This is a genomic window from Streptomyces sp. NBC_01716 (assembly GCF_036248275.1).
Lineage (GTDB): Bacteria > Actinomycetota > Actinomycetes > Streptomycetales > Streptomycetaceae > Streptomyces.
The window spans coordinates 5,480,848-5,497,960 of record NZ_CP109181.1 but is presented as its reverse complement, the minus strand read 5'-3'; the positions used below and the strand labels follow the sequence as shown (position 1 = coordinate 5,497,960).

Genomic DNA, 17,113 nt, shown 5'->3' with positions numbered 1-17,113 from the left:
GGGTCTGACAACGCGCCGCGGAAACCTACGCGACGATGCCCGGGATCTCCTGCACCCCGAACCAGAGCAGTTCGTGGTCCTCGGCGCCGTCCACCGTGAACTGCGCGTCGTCGTCGCCGTGGTCGGCTGCGCCCAGCGCCGCGGCGGCTGCGGACACGTCGGCCTCGGCGTCGTCCGCGTCGACGTGCACGGCGGCGGCCTTGGCCAGGGAGACGGCCGAGGCGATCCGCACCTCGCCGAGCCCGGCGGAGTCCACCCCGCGGTCGGGGTCGGCCGCGGCGTCCTTGTCCGGTACGTCGACGGCGACCACGACCCGGCGCCGCGCGGCGGAGGGGTCACCGGCGAGCAGCCGGAGAGAGGCGGCGGCGGCGCGGTTGAGGGCCGCGTACTCCAACTCCTCGATGTCGTCGGAGAGATACCACTCGCGCAGTCCGGGCGTCACCGCGTAGGCCGTCAGCGGCCCGGGACCCAACTCGCCCGCCTTGTGCGCCTCGGCGAGACCGGGAAGGGTCAGGGGGACGTAGACGCGCATGCGATGACCGCTTTCGTAGTCGGAAGAGCGGTTCAAGGATACGTGCGGCACATCCGGGCAGTCCCTCGTCGGGGTGACACTGCGGAGTCAATTCACGTCCAGTTGAATACGCAGAGTGACTCCTCCAGCCCTGCTGCGGCTTGCCCGGCCACTCGGACAGGTGACATCCGACACGCGGTCCGCCCCGGTATCCGGCCCTTGCGGCGGCCGCGGATCGCCCGTAGAAGATCCCCAACACAAGTTACCGCCCGGTAACGCGTTCGCGGACCGGGCCGGCGGAACGGGGCGATCTGCGTGAGCGACACCGGGACCAGCAGGACGTACGACAGGGCGGCGGCACGGGCGGTCGCCGGCGCCACCACCCGGCCACCGGCCAGGCGCGACCCACGCAGGCCGGGCCGCGTGGTCTCCCAGCGCCGCCAACCCTGGCTCCAGCCGCACGAACGCTTCGCGGAACTGCTGCTCGCGGTCCTCAGCGGCCTGCGACCTGTCCACTCGATGCTGGGCCAGACGGTCGGCGAGGCGTACGACCAACTCGTCCACCTGGCCCCGACAACGCCCCTCCGCGCCCGCAACACGACCCCGGTGATCCGCACCTGCCGGGGCTTCCACCCCCGCCCGGGAGTGGTCGAGGCCTGGGCGAGCATCGCGGCGGGCGACCACGTCCGCGCGATGGCATTCCGCCTCGAACAGGGCCCGGACCTCCGCTGGCGCTGCGCAGCGGTAGAGGTAGCGGCCCGCCGCCCCCGGGGGTAAGGGGCCCACACCAGCCCACCCGAAGCGTGGGCCAACACCCACCCGCCGGGCGGCGCTTGAGAACCCCCCGGGACCGGGGCTACCTCAGCCCGTCCGGCGCTTGAGGACACACCCCACCACCGGCCGAACCCATTCCCACCCGTCCGCCGCCAACCCCCAGCCCGCCCGGCGCTTGACGGCACCCACCGGCCCGGGCAGGCCTTTTCAGCCCGTCCGGCGCTTGAGGACACCCAACAGGCCGGCCGACCCACTCCAGCCCGTCCGGCGTTTGAGGACGAACCGGCCGCCGGACGGACCCGGCCCACACCGCTCACCAGGGCCACAGGGCCCTCGTAGGAGCCGTACCAGGCAGCACCCCTCCCAGTGGCACAAGAAACCGCGGCCGGGCCCGGACATCGTGTCCAGGCCCGGCCGCCACATCCGTACCGCGCGAAAAGGGGCCCCGCTTACTTCTTGCGGCGCCGCCCCCCACCCTTCTGCGCCTTCCGCCGCTCCGCGCGAGTCGTCCCCGCACCCGCGCCCGCGCCCGCCTCCGTGCGATCCGAGCCGCCGTTGCTCTCGAAGTCGCCCTCGACGACGCCGCCCTCACCGTCCACCGTCGGCGCGGAGAAGTGCAGCCGGTCGCGGCGCTGCGGAGCCTCCAGGCCCTTCGCCCGGATCTCCGGACGCCCGCCGCCGCCCCGCCCACCGGCCGGCGCCTCCGCCTTCGCCAGCGACGTCCGCTCAGCCGCAGCCGCGGTCGCCGCCGCGTCCTGCACCGGAACCTCCTCGACCTGCTGCTCGACCTGGACCTCCAGGTTGAACAGGTAGCCGACGGACTCCTCCTTGATGCCCTCCATCATGGCGGTGAACATGTCGAAGCCCTCGCGCTGGTACTCGACCAGCGGGTCCTTCTGCGCCATCGCGCGCAGCCCGATGCCCTCCTGGAGATAGTCCATCTCGTAGAGGTGCTCACGCCACTTGCGGTCCAGCACGGACAGCACCACGCGCCGCTCCAGCTCCCGCATCACGTCCGGGCCCAGCGACTTCTCGCGCTCGTCGTACTGCTCGTGCGCGTCGTCCTTGATGGACTCGGCGATGAACTCCGCCGTGATGCCCGCGCGGTCCCCCGTCGCGTCCTCCAGGTCCTCGACGGTGACCTTCACCGGGTAGAGCTGCTTGAAAGCGCCCCACAGCCGGTCCAGATCCCACTCCTCGGCGAAGCCCTCCGCCGTCTCCTGGCGGATGTAGTCGTCGATGGTGTCGTCCATGAAGTGCCGGATCTGCTCCTGGAGGTCCTCGCCCTCCAGGACCCGGCGGCGCTCGCCGTAGATGACCTGGCGCTGCCGGTTGAGCACCTCGTCGTACTTCAGGACGTTCTTACGCGTCTCGAAGTTCTGCTGCTCCACCTGCGACTGCGCCGAGGCGATGGCACGGGTGACCATCTTGTTCTCGATCGGGACGTCGTCGGGGACGTTCGCCATCGACATGACACGCTCGACCATCTGCGCCTTGAACAGCCGCATCAGGTCGTCGCCCAGCGACAGGTAGAAGCGGGACTCGCCCGGGTCGCCCTGACGGCCGGAACGACCGCGCAGCTGGTTGTCGATCCGGCGCGACTCGTGACGCTCCGTACCGAGGACGTACAGCCCGCCGAGCTCGACGACCTCCTCGAACTCCGCCTTCACCGCCTGCTCGGCCTTCTCCATCGCGGCGGGCAGCGCGGCCGCCCACTCCTCGACGTGCTCCACCGGGTCGAGCCCGCGCTGGCGCAGCTCCGCCTCGGCGAGGTCGTCGGGGTTGCCACCGAGCTTGATGTCGGTACCACGGCCGGCCATGTTCGTGGCGACGGTGACCGCGCCCTTGCGCCCGGCCTGGGCGATGATCGGCGCCTCACGGTCATGCTGCTTGGCGTTCAGCACCTCGTGCTGCACGCCCCGCTTCGAGAGCTGCTGCGACAGGTACTCGGACTTCTCCACGGAGGTCGTGCCGACCAGGATCGGCTGGCCCTTCTCGTGCTTCTCCGCGATGTCGTCGACGACCGCCGCGAACTTCGCGACCTCGGTGCGGTAGATCAGATCGGGCTGGTTGACCCGGATCATCGGCCGGTTCGTCGGGATCGGCACGACACCCAGCTTGTAGATCTGCTGGAACTCGGCGGCCTCGGTCATGGCCGTACCGGTCATGCCCGAAAGCTTGTCGTAGAGGCGGAAGAAGTTCTGCAGGGTGATCGTCGCGAGCGTCTGGTTCTCGTCCTTGATGTCCACCCCTTCCTTCGCCTCGATCGCCTGGTGCATGCCCTCGTTGTAGCGGCGGCCGGCGAGGATACGGCCGGTGTGCTCGTCGACGATCATGACTTCGCCGTCGATGACGACGTAGTCCTTGTCGTTCTTGAAGAGCTCCTTGGCCTTGATGGCGTTGTTCAGATAACCGACGAGCGGGGTGTTCACCGACTCGTAGAGGTTGTCGATGCCCAGCCAGTCCTCGACCTTCGCGACGCCGGACTCGTGGATCGCGACGGTGCGCTTCTTCTCGTCGACCTCGTAGTCGCCGGTCTCCTCGATGCCCTTGAGCTGGTTGCCCGCCTCGCCCTTGGTGAGCCGCGTCACCAGCTTCGCGAAGTCGCCGTACCACTTCGTGGCCTGGTCCGCGGGGCCGGAGATGATCAGCGGCGTACGGGCCTCGTCGACCAGGATCGAGTCGACCTCGTCCACGACGGCGAAGTTGTGACCGCGCTGGACGAGCTCCTCCTGGGACCACGCCATGTTGTCGCGGAGGTAGTCGAAGCCGAACTCGTTGTTCGTGCCGTACGTGATGTCGCAGTTGTACTGCTCGCGCCGCTGCGCGGGCGACATGTTCGCGAGGATGCAGCCGACGCTCAGGCCCAGGAACTTGTGGACCCGGCCCATCATCTCGGAGTCGCGCTCGGCCAGGTAGTCGTTGACCGTGATCACGTGAACGCCCTTGCCGGACAGCGCGTTCAGATAACAGGGCAGTGTGCCGACGAGAGTCTTGCCCTCACCGGTCTTCATCTCGGCGACATGGCCGAGGTGCAGCGCGGCGCCGCCCATCAGCTGGACGTCGTACGGACGCTGGCCGAGCACCCGCTTGGCCGCCTCACGGACGGTCGCGAAGGCCTCGGGGAGCAGGTCGTCCAGACTCTCGCCGTCGGCGTAGCGCTGTTTGTACTCGTCGGTGAGGGCCTGCAACTCGGCGTCGGAGAGGGCGGTGAAGTCCTCCTCGATGGAGTTGACCTGGTCCGCGATGCGGTGCAGTTTGCGCAGGATCTTGCCTTCGCCTGCACGCATGAGCTTGTTGAAGACGGACACTGAGGTTGGTCTCCTTGCCGGTCGGGCCTGGCACTGGGTCTGGTGATGGACACTGGCGCGGGCGCGGCGGGCCGACCCCACCGCAACGGCCATCGTAAGCGAGGACCCGGCCGCCTCGGGAGGTCCACGTGACGCCGGCCTCCTGTCACCCGTCCTGAGAACGCGCGGGAGGCTCCGAAGGTGCCGGTGAGCCGTTGAAAAGCGCTCGCGCCGGGGAACCCCGCTCACCAGAATCCCCCCATGGAGCCACTCACCCCCGATTCCGCCCGGCACGACGCCTCGACCACCTCCTTGATCACCGAGCGTCTGCGGCTGCGGCCCCTGGTCCCGGACGACATCGACGCGGTGTACACGGCCTGCCAGGATCCCGGCATCCAGCGGTGGACGACGATCCCCTCTCCGTACGAAAGACAGCACGCCGAGCACTTCATCGAGCGGGTGGTCCCGGACATGTGGCGGGCCGGGACCAACTACGTCTTCGCGGTCGAGCCGGTCGGCGGCGGCCCGCTCCTCGCCTCGATCAACGCCCACAGCCAGACCGGTGTGTGGGAGGTCGGCTACTGGACGGTCAAGGAGCACCGCGGCCGGGGCTACACGACGGAGGCGCTGCGCGCCCTGGTCCGCTGGATCTTCACGGAGCTGGGCGCCGAACGCGTCGAGTGGCGGGCGGAAGCCGGCAACGAGGGGTCGCGGGCCGTCGCCCTCAAGGCCGGTTTCGTGCTGGAGGGCACCCTGCGCGCCGCTCTCCTCATGAAGGAGACGACGCGTGACGTCTGGATAGGCGCGATGCTGCCCTCCGATCTCGGTCTGTCGTCCAGGCATCCGTATCTGCCCGCCCGGCCCTGAGGGCCCCGCTCCGGGCCCCGGTCGACTGTCAGTGCCGCCGTCTATCGTTCGGGCATGACCACTGTGCCGTCCCCCGCCGCCGAGCTGTCCGCCGCCGAAGCCCGCCGTCTGGCACTACGCGCCCAGGGGTTCCTCGGCGCGCCCGACCGTCGCGGCGGCGTACGTGGTGTGCTGCGCCATCTCGGGGCCGTCCAGCTGGACACGATCTCGGTGCTGGCGCGCTCGCACGAGCTGATTCCGTACGCACGGCTGGGTGCCGTGGGCCGCAAAAAGGTCGAGGAGTCGTACTGGACGGAGGCGGCGACCGCCGGCGCCCCGCCCCGGCCGCACGCCTTCGAGTACTGGTCGCATGCGGCCTGCCTGCTCCCGATCGAGGAATGGCCGCATTTCGCTTTCCGGCGCCGTGCCTACCGCGCCCGCCCCCACTGGCACCACGAGCTGTCGGACGGGGCGTACGACGCGGTGATCAAGCAGTTGCGTGCCGAGGGCCCGCTCACGGCGACGGAGCTGGGCGGCGCGAAGAACGGCGGGGAGTGGTGGGACTGGTCCGAGGCGAAGGTCGCTGTCGAGCGGGCGCTGATGCACGGCGAGGTGGTGTGCACCGGGCGCCGCAGCTGGAAGCGCGTCTACGACCTCGCGGAGCGTGCCATCCCGGACGAGGTGCTGCACGACGATCTGGACGACACCGAGTGCCTTCGCCGGCTCGTACGGCTCGCGGGCAAGTCGCTCGGGGTGGGCACCCGCTCGGACATCGGGGACTACCACCGCATCAAGGGCGAGCAGGTCGACGCGGTGATCGCGGACTCGGGGCTGGTGCCGGTGACGGTGGAGGGCTGGGCGAAGCCCGCCTGGGCCGACCCTGACGCGCTGGCGGGCGTGCCGCGCGGGAGGCACCGTACGACTCTGCTCTCACCGTTCGACTCGCTCATCTGGGAGCGGGCCCGTACGGAGCGGATCTTCGGCTTCACCCACCGCCTGGAGGCCTACGTCCCCAAGCCCAAGCGGATTCACGGGTACTTCGCGATGCCCCTGCTGTCGGGCGGGAAGCTGCTCGGCCGTGTCGACCCGGCGCGTGAGGGCAGCACCCTCGTCGCCCGGCAGGTGTCGCTGGACACTCCCGCCGCTGTCGAGCCCATGGGGCGGGCGCTGCGGGAGGCCGCGGAGTGGGTGGGCTGCGACTCCGTACGGATCGAGCGCGTCGACCGCCCCGACCTCGCGGCGGCGCTGACGCGGGCCGTCATCTGATTTCGAGGATCTTCTCGCGCATCGCGTAGACCACGGCCTCCATCCGGGAGTGCAGCTGCAACTTCTCCAGGATGTTGCGGACATGGTTCTTCACGGTGTTCTCGGAGATGAACAACTCCTTGGCGATATCCCGGTTGTTCATTCCCGTGGCGACGAGCTTGAGGACTTCGAGCTCGCGTTCCGTGAGCCTCGGCGCGGGCACGAGCCTTCGTTCGTCGGTGCGCTGAATCATCGACTTGAACTCGGTCAGCAGCTTGGAGGCCATGGAGGGGCTGATCTGTGACTGCCCGTCGGCGACGGCGCGAATCGCGGTGGCCACCTCGTCCGTCGAGATCTCCTTCAGGAGATAGCCGGTGGCGCCCGCCTTGATCGCGTCGTAGAGGTCGGCCTCCTCGTCGCTGATCGTCAGCATGATGATCTTGGCGCTGGGGGCCACCTCCTTGATGGAGGTGCATGCCTCGATGCCGCCGCGCCTGGGCATCCGGACGTCCATCAGCACAATGTCGGGGAGCAGGTCGGCGGCCTTGTCGACGGCCTCGGCGCCGTCGCCGGCCTCCCCCACGACCTGGATGTCCTCCTCCTGGGCGAGGACGATCTCCAGCCCCCGGCGGAAGAGCGCGTGGTCGTCCACGACAAGGACCCTGATGGGCTCCTTGCCGGGGTCGTCCGGGTCCGCACCGCCGCCCGGTCCGGCACCGCCGGTCGTACCGCCGGCACCGTGAGCGTGGTGCACCGGCCCGAAGCTGTCCGCCATCGTTCCTCCCCCTGAAGGCCATGGGCCGAAGTACATGCGAGCTACACCAACCCCGGGTCAGGGACGGGGCGTTGGCGTGCGTGGCCATGATTTCATGCCCGGCCGACAGAGCGGTGATCCAGTAGTCGCGCGGTGGTGCCCCCGCGGCCGGATCAGGACCGCGGGGGCACCACCGAGGGGTGTCGTTTCTCTCAGCCGCCGAGCGCGCCGCCCGCGCCCGCCGCCCCGGACTCGGCCAGCTGGTCGGTCCTCAGGTGGATGACGCCGTAGTCGTAGGCGTGCCGCCGGTAGACGACACTCGGCTCCTTGGTCTCGGAATCCACGAACAGATAGAAGTCATGTCCGACCAACTCCATCTCGTAGAGAGCCTGGTCGAGGGTCATCAGGGCCGCGGTGTGCGTCTTCTCGCGGACCACCAGCGGTCCTTCGCCCTGCACCTCGAGCGAGCCGATCCTGGTGGTGCGTACGCCGTTCGACGGCTCGTTCACAGGGGCGGGACCCGAGCCGTTCAACTGGGCGACCCCGGGAACGACGTCGACGACCTCGGCTGCCGAAAGCCTGCCGTTGCCACGGCGGTTGAAGCGCTTCTCGTGCTGCCTGCGCAGCCGTGCCTCCAGCTTGCCGGTGGCCAGGTCGAGCGCTGCGTACGGGTCGGCGGCGGAGGCTTCCGCCCTGATGACGGGGCCGCGGGAGTGGAGGGTGATCTCCACCCGGTCGCAACGGTCCGCCTGACGCGGGTTGTGCTCCTTGGACACCTCGACGTCGAGGCTGATCACCTTGCCGTCGAGCTTCTGGATCTTCTCCAGCTTCAGCTTCTCGGCCACGTGCTTTCGGAACCGCTCGGGTACCTCTGTCTTGCGGCCCTTGACGACGATGTCCACGCAGAACTCCGTTCCCGGATTCGCTCCGCCGCGTTGCGGAACTACTCCCTCTTGCACCCGACCTCGATGATCATCGAGGCCTCGGACTTGGTGACTTTCACCTCCTCCTCCCCCATGGGCAAGATCTCCATTCCCTCTGCCTCCGAGGTTCTGGAAAACGCTCCAACACGCCGCTGCATATCGGTGAGTACAGCTTTCGCTTTCCTCACAACCGAACATAGCCCTCTTGGGCGGGTATCGGCACCCGCTACCCGCGCGTACGTCCGTTCCGGTGTTTTACGACCCTCACCACCTGCAACGAAGCAAACTTGCGATCAGTTCCGGTTTATTTCGAAAGAGAGCGGAGGCGCGGCCACCACAGCGGCGCTCACCTGTGCGAATACCGAGTTCCCGGGTCTCGTCGCGGCGTGGACCGCACGCGAAGCCTCCACAAGCGAGGCACCGGTTGTCATGAGATCGTCCACCAGCACCACTCGGCCGCCCTCCAGGAGCCCCGCACCACCGACCGGGACCTCCAGAGCCCCGGACAGATTGGCGAGCCTCTGACGGGCTCCCAGGCCCGACTGGTCGGCCACCGCTCGCCGCTGCCGCAACACCGGGAGCACCCGGGCCGAGCGCCCCGTACTCCGCAGCTCCCCGGCCGCCGCCAGCGCGATACGGCGGGCCGCGTCGTGTCCCCGCGCACCGACGGCACGTTTCGTCGAGGGAACCGGCACAAGTATCAGCGGGCCGACGCCGGTGCCCGGCGGCACGGCGGCCTCGATCGCCCCGGCCAGCGCCCTGCCCAGGGGCGCGGCCAGCCCGAGCGTGCCACGCTCCTTGTGGGCCAGCAGCACGGCCCGAACGGCGTCCTCGTACGGCGCGGCCGCATGCACCACCGGCAGCCCCACGGGCTCGGGAACCGGTCTCACCCGGCAGGGCCACATCCCGTACAGCGCCCTTCCGCACGCGTCGCACAGCGGCGTCCTGGGACTCCCGCAGCCGCCGCAGGCGACCGGAAGCACCAGCCCGGTGATTTCTCGCCACCACCCCCGCATGTCATCCACTGTGCCAAGGTCTCGGACCTGCGGCCACCCCTGTGGATAACCCGGTTCGAGATCCGGCCACAAAGTCCCCCAGGAGCCGCAGCCGACCCGTCGGCCAAGGAGGTGACCGGGTCCTGTCCGGTGGGTCTTCCACCGGACAGGACCTAGGGCGTGTTTGAGAAGTCCCGTCTGGCCCACGACGCCTGGCACGCGCGCTCGCTGCGTTGTCGGAGTCATCCAAGTACGTCCGGTCCATCTACGGGGCTGATCCTCCGCCTTGCGATCGCACGCACCAGACGCCGTGGGCCCCGCCCGATGGGCGGACGACGCTACTTCTCAAACACGCCCTAGCCCGGATAGACCGGTGACGAGCCCTCTTTCACCATCGTCTGCCAGTTCGCGCCGGTCGGCAGCCGCACGATGCCCGCGTCGTCCGAGTCCGCGACCAGCGGCTGCTGTTCGTCGTCGGTGGCGGCGATGCCCGTGACCTGATTCAGACCGGGCAGCACACCCGCGGCCGACGTCGAACCGTCCGTTTGGATGTAGCTCACCTGCTGCACTCCGCCGGCCTCCTTGCCGACCACGACCAGCCGGCTGGGACCGGCCCACGACACGGCGGTCACCGTCTCCATACGAGGTGCCACGGCCTTCAGCTCCGTCACGGACACCGTCTGCTGGGTGGCGGGCCCGCGACGCTCCACCCGGCCGATCTGGAGGGTCGTCCGCCCGTCCTCGGAGAGGAGCAGCGCCACCCGTACGCCGTCGGCGGAGACCCGCAGCGCCTCGATACGCGCGTCGCCCAGACCGTCGACCGTGACCTCGCGGGGCGCGTCCGCGCCGTCGGCGAGACGCAGCAGCCGGGGCTGCCGCGGGTCCCGGTCCGCTATCCACAGATCGCCGTTGCCGTCCCAACTGGGCGCCGACAGCCGGTCCTCCTTCTTCTCGGCCTTGCTGACGACCAGGGCGTCGCCCACCTCGCCGGCCGAGATGATGGACCCGACGTACATGGACTTGCCGTCCTGCGAGACGCCCGCCGCGTGCTTCTCGTCCCGCGCCACCGCGACCTGGCCCAACGGCATCGTGCCGTCGCCGAACGGCCCCCGCACACGCGGCGGGTCGATCGGCTCCTTGCTGCTCGCCGACAGTTGCGCGAGGCGGCCCTTCGCGTCGATGAAGTACGGACTGTCCGCGCTGCCCGACGTGCGGTCGGCGGCGAACTCCTCGGCCTGGTCACCGCTCAGCACGCACAGCGAGGAGCCGTCCTGCCGCAGCAGTTCGACCTGTTCGCCCCGGGTGGATGTCAAGTCCCGGAGAGTGAAGAGCAGTTGCGCCGCCATCTTGCGGCACTGCTCGCGCCCGACGTTGTCGACCTTCGAGTTGAGCGGGACCTTCAAGGCGTTCCGGTCGTCGAATTCGAGTGTCCGGGTACCGCGTCTGAGCTCCGTACCGGCCGGGAAGGGCGAGTCGACCACGGGCCGCATCCAGTCCGTGGGTCCTTCGAGGAGCACCTTGACGGCCTGGGTGACCGGGTCCATCCGCGTCACGGGGTCTATCCGCTGCCGGATGTAGACGGGGTCGGCGACGAGCCAGCCCTGCCCGGAGGCGAAGTAGTACTTGTTCACCGCGCGGTAGTTGCGCTGGAAGTCGGACTCGCCGAGGACCAGCCCCTGCGGAAGGTCGTCGATGCGCCATTCCTTGCCGTCCAGCACGTTCTCCTGGACGAGATGGATGGAGCCGCTGTACGGCTCCGGCGCCACCGGCTGGTAGGCGTGCCCGGCGTCGACGGCGGCGATCTGGTCGCCGTACAGCGGGTAGGTGAGCCCGGGGCCGTCAGGACCGGAGGGGCCCTGGGGGTCGGCAGGGTCGGGGGCCGCCGCCAGCACCGTCGTACGGTTAGCCGGCTGCCAGCTCTGCGACGCCTGCTTGGTCAGATACTTCCTGGCCACCGCGAAGTCGGGGTCGTCGCTCGTCATCGCCTCCAGGAAGCCGTCGACGATCTCGTTCGGATCCGCGCCCTCGGCGGGAGCGACGGGATACACCCGCACCTGGGAGTCACCGCGCGGCGACGCCTTGACGGGCTCGACGTCCCCGCTGTTGGGGATCGACGCGCAGCCGGCCAGCAGCAGGGCACCGCACCCGAACACGAGGGGCAGCCGCACCGGGCGCCACCGGCCCTGACGAAGGCGGTCAACGCCCACGAGTTGTGTCCTCCCGCTGAGGTGCCTGCGCCGCGGGCGCGGAGGCAGATGACGATGTGGTCCTCGACGCCGAGGGCGAGGAGGTGGCAGCGGAGGGGTCGGGATCCCGTTCCACGGGCTCCCCGGCGGCACGCGGCACGACCCGGGAGCCGTTGCCCGGCAGCGCCGTCGGGTCGGCCACCGGGGCGGGCGGTGGCACCGGCGCCCGGGGTGGCACCGGAAGCGACGACGCCGTCGGCGCCTGGGAGGGCACGCTCGCCAGCCGGTGCGCGCTCTCCTTGGAATCGAAGGCGGAACGCTCCCGGCCGCGCCGCGAGTCCTCCGGCTCCAGCGGTATCGGCGAGCCGCGCAGCGGCTCGTCGGCGGTGCGCGGCAGCGTCAGCCGGAACTGCGACCCGCCGCCCGGCTCGCCCCACGCCTGGAGCCAGCCGCCGTGCAGGCGCGCGTCCTCGACGGCGATCGACAGGCCGAGGCCGGTACCGCCGGTGGTACGCGCCCGCGCCGGATCCGCCCGCCAGAACCGGTTGAAGACCCGCGTCGCCTCGCCGGGCTTGAGGCCCACCCCGTAGTCCCGTACGGCCACGGCGACGGCTCCGCCGGCCACCGCCATCCGCACCACCACGTCCCGCCCCTCACCGTGCTCGACGGCGTTGACGACGAGATTGCGCAGCACCCGCTCCACCCGCCGGGCATCGGCCTCGGCGACGACCGGCTGCTCGTCGCCCATGACACGGATCCGGGTGCCCTTGCGCTCGGCGAGCGGTTCGGCCCCGCCGATCACGCGGCGTACGACCACCCGCAGGTCTATGGGCTCGGCCTCCAGCGCCGCGGCGCCCGCGTCGAACCGGCTGATCTCCAGCAGATCCGAGAGCAGGGACTCGAAACGGTCGAGCTGGTCACCGAGCAGTTCCGCCGAGCGCGCGGTGACGGGGTCGAAGTCGACCCGGGCCTCGTGAATGACGTCCGCGGCCATCCGGACCGTGGTCAGCGGGGTGCGCAGCTCGTGCGAGACGTCCGACACGAAGCGCCGCTGCATCCTGGAGAGCTCCTCCAGCTGCTGGATCTTGAGCTGAAGATTCTGGGCCATCTTGTTGAAAGCCTCGCCGAGACGGGCGATGTCGTCCTCGCCGGTGACCTTCATACGTTCCTGGAGACGGCCCGTGGAGAGCCGCTCGGCGATCCCCGCCGCCATCCGTACGGGCGTCACGACCTGCCGTACGACGAGCCAGGCGATGGCCCCGAGCAGCACGACGACGAACAGCCCCGCCGTCGCGAGGGTGCCCTTGACCAGATTGAGCGACTGCTCTTCCTGGGTCAGCGGGAACAGGTAGTACAGCTCGTAGGAGTTGCCGTCGACATCCGTCAGCCGCTTGCCGATCACCAACCCGGACTCGGGCTCTCGGCCGTCCGTGTACTGGATCAGGGTGTAGGTCTGGAAGGTCCCCGTGCCCTTGGCGACGTCCGACCGCAGATCCGCAGGAACGCTCGCGATGTGGTCCACGCCGCCGGAGGCGCGCGGGAAGCGGCTGCTGGATCCCGCGCCGTGCGCGTCCGCGCTCAGCGCCACCACGTTGAACGCGCTCTGTCCGCCACTGGCCAGCTGTACGACCAGGTCGGAACGCCAGTTGACGGAGTTACGGCTCGACCTGCCGTCCCCGGCGCCGCCGTCCTGGCCACCCGGCTCGACCGGCGCGTCGGCCTTCTCCTTGGCGACGGTGAAACCACCGGCCGCCTGGCTCTGGGCCGCTTTCTCCTTGGCGTCGAGCAGACCGTTGCGGACCTGCCCGATCACGACGAAGCCCAGCAGCAGCACGACACCGAGAGACATCAGCAGAGTGGTGGTGACCACCCTGAGCTGGATGTTCCGCCGCCACAGCCGGACGGCGGGCAGCACCGGACGCCTGAGCCAGCGCACGACGAGCCGCAGCGCGGGACTGCCCGCCGCCCCGTCCTGGAGCAGCCGGCCACGGCGCAAGAGCCTGCCCAGGCGTGAGGCCCGGCGGCCCCGCTCGGCAGTCCGCCCCGCACGGGCTCCCGGCTCCCCGGGCTTCGGGGCAGCACTGCCGCTGGACATCTCAGCTCGGTCCGGCCTTGTAGCCGACACCGCGTACGGTCACGACGATCTCCGGGCGCTCCGGGTCCTTCTCGACCTTGGAACGGAGCCGCTGCACATGCACATTGACCAGGCGGGTGTCGGCTGCGTGACGGTAACCCCACACCTGCTCCAGGAGCACCTCACGGGTGAACACCTGCCACGGCTTACGGGCCAGCGCGACGAGCAGGTCGAACTCCAGCGGTGTCAGCGCGATGGACTGCCCCTCACGCTTCACCGAGTGACCCGCCACGTCGATGACCAGATCGCCGATGGCCAACTGCTCCGGAGCCGGCTCCTCGGACCTGCGCAGCCGCGCCCTGATCCTGGCGACAAGCTCCTTGGGCTTGAACGGCTTGACGATGTAGTCGTCGGCGCCCGACTCGAGCCCCACCACCACGTCGACCGTGTCGCTCTTGGCCGTCAGCATGACGATCGGCACACCGGACTCGGCCCTGATGAGCCGGCACACCTCGATACCGTCGCGGCCGGGCAGCATCAGATCCAGCAGCACCAGATCCGGCTTGGCCTCACGGAAAGCGGCGAGGGCCTTGTCTCCGTCCGCTACGAACGACGGCTCGAACCCTTCACCTCGCAGCACGATGCCGAGCATCTCGGCCAGTGCGGTGTCGTCATCGACGACAAGGACGCGTCCCTTCATATCGACATCATCCCATTTTCATTTCCGTTGCGTAGACTTGCGTGATCCAGCTCACTGACCTGGGACGACGTGGACGTATGTCCTTCGTGGACCGTCGCGGTTCGTGGCTGTTGACGTCAACCACAGATGTCAGGGCCTGTCTCGTTGACCTTCTCCGACAGGAACCATAGCGAGCCGCCCGCCCGGCCCACCCGACAATGTCTCTCCCCCACCCCTCGCGCACCTGTCCCGTCAGTCCCGCGCCTCCTGTCGAGCCTGGGCACACAGCTCCGCGATCCCGTCCCTGGTCACCGGGGACAGCGCCCCGTACTCGGTGACCAGCGCCGTCACCAGCTCCGGAGGCGTCACGTCGAAAGCCGGGTTGTACGCCTGGGTTCCCAGCGGCGCGATCGGCATCCCACCCCCCAGCTCCACCCCGGCCCCGGCCGCCTGCGGCGCCGTGAGCTCGGTGACCTCCTGCCCCGCCCGCTGCTCCACCTCGATCGCCGCGCCGTCCACGGTCTCCAGGTCCAGCGTCGTGGTCGGCGCGACCACGACGAACGGCACATGGTGGTACTTCGCCAGCACCGCGAGCGGATAGCTGCCCACCTTGTTCGCCACCGAGCCGTCGGCAGCGATCCGGTCCGCCCCGATGAGCACGGCGTCCACCTCACCCGCCGCGAACAGCGAACCGGCGGCGTTGTCCGTGAGCAGCGTGTACGCCATCTCGTTGCGAGCCGCCTCGTACGCCGTCAGCCGCGCCCCCTGCAACAGCGGACGTGTCTCGTCGACCCACAGCCGTCTGAGCCGCCCCGCCCGGTGCGCGGACAGCGCCACGGCGAACGCGGTGCCCTCGCCACCGGACACCAGGGCTCCGGTGTTGCAGTGGGTCAGGATCCGGTGACTTCCGCCCGGCAGCAACTCGTCGAGAAGGGCCAGCCCGGATGCCGCCATTCGAGCGCTGGCCAGAGCATCCTGCCGGTGCAGCTCCCTGGCCTCCGCCAGCGTCGCAGCGGCCGCCCGCTCCTGGTCGGCGCCCCCCGCGATCGCGGCACGGTGCACCTCCAGCGCCCGCCGGACCCCGTACCCGAGGTTCACGGCGGTGGGCCGCGCGCTCTCCAGCAGCGCCGCCGCCTCGTCCACGTCGTATCCCCGGGTGGCGGCGAGAGCGACGCCGTAGGCCCCGGCGATGCCCAGGAGCGGCGCCCCACGCACCGCGAGCGTCCGAATCGCCTGGACCAGGGCCGGCACATCGGTACAGACCAGCTCGGCCTCCTCGACCGGCAGCCTCGTCTGGTCGAGAAGGACCAGCACGGGCCCCTCCGGCAGTTCGTCCCAGCGCAGCGCCGGAGACATGGACGGCTCGGCAGCGAGCGGCGATGGTGCGTACTGATCAGTCATCCGTCCAGTCTGCCCGGTACCGCACGGACTATGAAGGCGAGAAGGAGAGGGAGCACCCCGCCCACCGGCGGGCCACGCGTGGCACGATGGCTGCCAGCCTCCCGCTCTGCTTCGCAGACAGGCACCGTTGAAGCGCCGGCTCCCCGAGCCTGCCTCCGCAACCAATCCACGAGGTGGACGACCGTGAACGACACTCCGGGCTGGGCCTCGCCCGGATCTGCCCCGTCCGACGGCCAGGACGCGTGCGTGCCCCGGCCCGCCGCGCCCGCCGACGACTCCGGCACGCCCTCGGACTCCCCCTCGAAGTGGTCCAAGACCCAGCCGCCGCCCGGCCAGTGGTCCGCGCCCAGCGCGCCCGGCCCCGTTCCCCCGGCACCCAGGCCCGCACCGGGCTGGGGCGGCCCCGGCCCCGGCGGCGGACGGCAACCCGGCTGGGGACAACAGCCCCTCGCCGCCAAGCCCGGTGTCATCCCGCTGCGCCCCTTGGGCGTGGGCGAGATTCTCGACGGTGCCGTGTCCACGCTGCGCGCGCACTGGCGGACCGTCCTCGGCGTCACCATCGTCGTCGCGGTTATCTCGCAGATCGGCGACATACTCGTCCAGCGCTATCTCCTGCCGGAGCCGGTGGACATCGACCCCAACGCGAGCCCGGCGGAAGCCCTGAACCAGGCCGTCGACGCTCTGCAGGCCAGCCTCCTCGCACTGGCTCCGTCCCTGTTCATCACCGTCATCGGCACCCTCTTCACCACGGCCGTGCTGACCGTGGTCATCAGCCGCTCCGTGCTCGGCCGCGGAGTCTCGCTGTCGGACGCCTGGGCCGAGGCCCGGCCCCGGCTGCTTCAACTGCTCGGCCTGACGCTGCTGTTGCCTGTCATGGGCGCGGCCATCGTGGCCGTCGGCATCCTGCCGGGACTGCTGATCGGCTCCGGTGCCGGAGTCGCGCTGACTGTGCTCGGCGGACTGGCCGCCGCCGTCGTACTGATCTGGCTGATGGTCAACTTCAGCCTCGCCTCGCCCGCCCTGATGCTCGAACGGCAGGGGATCGTGGCGTCCATGCGCCGCTCCGCCAAGCTCGTGAAGGGCACCTGGTGGCGGATCTTCGGGATCCTGCTGCTGACGATGCTGCTGACCTTCGTGGTCTCCATGATCATCGCTGTGCCCTTCAGCCTCGTCGCCATGGCGGTGGACGGCGACGGCGTCGGTGGCCTGTTCTCCGAGACCGGCCCGGACTTCGGCTGGCCCTTCCTGATCATCACCGGCATCGGCACCGTGATCAGCACCTCCATCACCCTGCCGATCTCCGCGGGTGTCTCCGTGCTCCTCTACGTGGACCAGCGCATCCGGCGCGAAGCCCTGGACCTCGAACTCGCACGCGCCGCCGGTGTATCGGGCTACGGCTCCGAGCGGCCTGGCAACGACGCCCTCAGGGGCTGAT

13 protein-coding genes are annotated in these 17,113 nt (G+C 70.1%); 4 read left to right on the top strand and 9 right to left on the bottom strand.

Annotation, left to right across the window (positions count from 1 at the left end):
• Positions 1 to 25: 25 nt before the first annotated feature.
• Positions 26 to 532 carry a DUF6912 family protein gene (locus OIE74_RS24240; RefSeq protein ID WP_329387028.1) on the bottom strand — a complete coding sequence of 169 codons (507 nt, stop codon included), beginning with the start codon at positions 530 to 532 and terminating at the stop codon, positions 26 to 28.
• Positions 533 to 934: 402 nt separating this feature from the next.
• Here OIE74_RS24240 and OIE74_RS24235 point away from each other — a divergent pair, with 402 nt between their 5' ends.
• Positions 935 to 1,288, top strand: a complete 354-nt coding sequence (locus OIE74_RS24235; RefSeq protein WP_329392421.1) for an Rv3235 family protein — start codon at positions 935 to 937, stop codon at positions 1,286 to 1,288.
• 446 nt (positions 1,289 to 1,734) lie between these two features.
• On the opposite strand, the gene secA is transcribed toward OIE74_RS24235, so the two are convergent.
• Complete coding sequence (gene secA, locus OIE74_RS24230; RefSeq protein ID WP_329387026.1) at positions 1,735 to 4,596, bottom strand: preprotein translocase subunit SecA; 2,862 nt, start codon at positions 4,594 to 4,596, stop codon at positions 1,735 to 1,737.
• 240 nt (positions 4,597 to 4,836) lie between these two features.
• On the opposite strand from secA, the gene OIE74_RS24225 reads away from it, so the two are divergent.
• A complete protein-coding gene (locus OIE74_RS24225; protein WP_329387024.1) occupies positions 4,837 to 5,442 on the top strand; it encodes a GNAT family N-acetyltransferase in 606 nt (201 codons plus the stop codon).
• Between the two features lie 54 nt (positions 5,443 to 5,496).
• Positions 5,497 to 6,687, top strand: a complete 1,191-nt coding sequence (locus tag OIE74_RS24220; protein ID WP_329387023.1) for a winged helix-turn-helix domain-containing protein — start codon at positions 5,497 to 5,499, stop codon at positions 6,685 to 6,687.
• Here OIE74_RS24220 and OIE74_RS24215 read toward each other — a convergent pair.
• The 7 genes from OIE74_RS24215 to mtnA all read right to left on the bottom strand — a co-directional run bounded on the left by OIE74_RS24215 (position 6,680) and on the right by mtnA (position 15,678).
• Positions 6,680 to 7,441: a response regulator transcription factor gene (locus OIE74_RS24215; protein ID WP_329387021.1), complete on the bottom strand. Its 762-nt coding sequence runs from the start codon at positions 7,439 to 7,441 to the stop codon at positions 6,680 to 6,682. The two genes, OIE74_RS24220 and OIE74_RS24215, sit on opposite strands and share 8 nt — an antisense overlap.
• 191 nt (positions 7,442 to 7,632) lie before the next feature.
• Positions 7,633 to 8,322 carry a ribosome hibernation-promoting factor, HPF/YfiA family gene (gene hpf / locus OIE74_RS24210; protein ID WP_329387019.1) on the bottom strand — a complete coding sequence of 230 codons (690 nt, stop codon included), beginning with the start codon at positions 8,320 to 8,322 and terminating at the stop codon, positions 7,633 to 7,635.
• A 314-nt stretch (positions 8,323 to 8,636) separates the two neighbouring features.
• Complete coding sequence (locus tag OIE74_RS24205; RefSeq protein ID WP_329387017.1) at positions 8,637 to 9,359, bottom strand: ComF family protein; 723 nt, start codon at positions 9,357 to 9,359, stop codon at positions 8,637 to 8,639.
• 335 nt (positions 9,360 to 9,694) lie between these two features.
• Complete coding sequence (locus OIE74_RS24200; protein WP_329387015.1) at positions 9,695 to 11,545, bottom strand: LpqB family beta-propeller domain-containing protein; 1,851 nt, start codon at positions 11,543 to 11,545, stop codon at positions 9,695 to 9,697.
• Positions 11,535 to 13,619 carry an MtrAB system histidine kinase MtrB gene (gene mtrB / locus OIE74_RS24195; protein WP_329387012.1) on the bottom strand — a complete coding sequence of 695 codons (2,085 nt, stop codon included), beginning with the start codon at positions 13,617 to 13,619 and terminating at the stop codon, positions 11,535 to 11,537. The genes OIE74_RS24200 and mtrB overlap by 11 nt, the downstream gene beginning before the upstream one ends.
• A gap of 1 nt (position 13,620) precedes the next feature.
• On the bottom strand, positions 13,621 to 14,298 hold the full coding sequence (gene mtrA, locus OIE74_RS24190; protein WP_005486885.1) for a two-component system response regulator MtrA: 678 nt from the start codon (positions 14,296 to 14,298) through the stop codon (positions 13,621 to 13,623).
• A gap of 231 nt (positions 14,299 to 14,529) precedes the next feature.
• On the bottom strand, positions 14,530 to 15,678 hold the full coding sequence (mtnA, locus tag OIE74_RS24185; protein ID WP_329387009.1) for an S-methyl-5-thioribose-1-phosphate isomerase: 1,149 nt from the start codon (positions 15,676 to 15,678) through the stop codon (positions 14,530 to 14,532).
• Positions 15,679 to 15,861: 183 nt separating this feature from the next.
• Between mtnA and OIE74_RS24180 the strand changes: the two genes are divergently transcribed.
• Positions 15,862 to 17,112 (top strand): DUF7544 domain-containing protein, encoded by a 1,251-nt coding sequence (locus tag OIE74_RS24180; protein WP_329387007.1) that lies wholly within the window; start codon positions 15,862 to 15,864, stop codon positions 17,110 to 17,112.
• Position 17,113 lies beyond the last annotated feature (1 nt).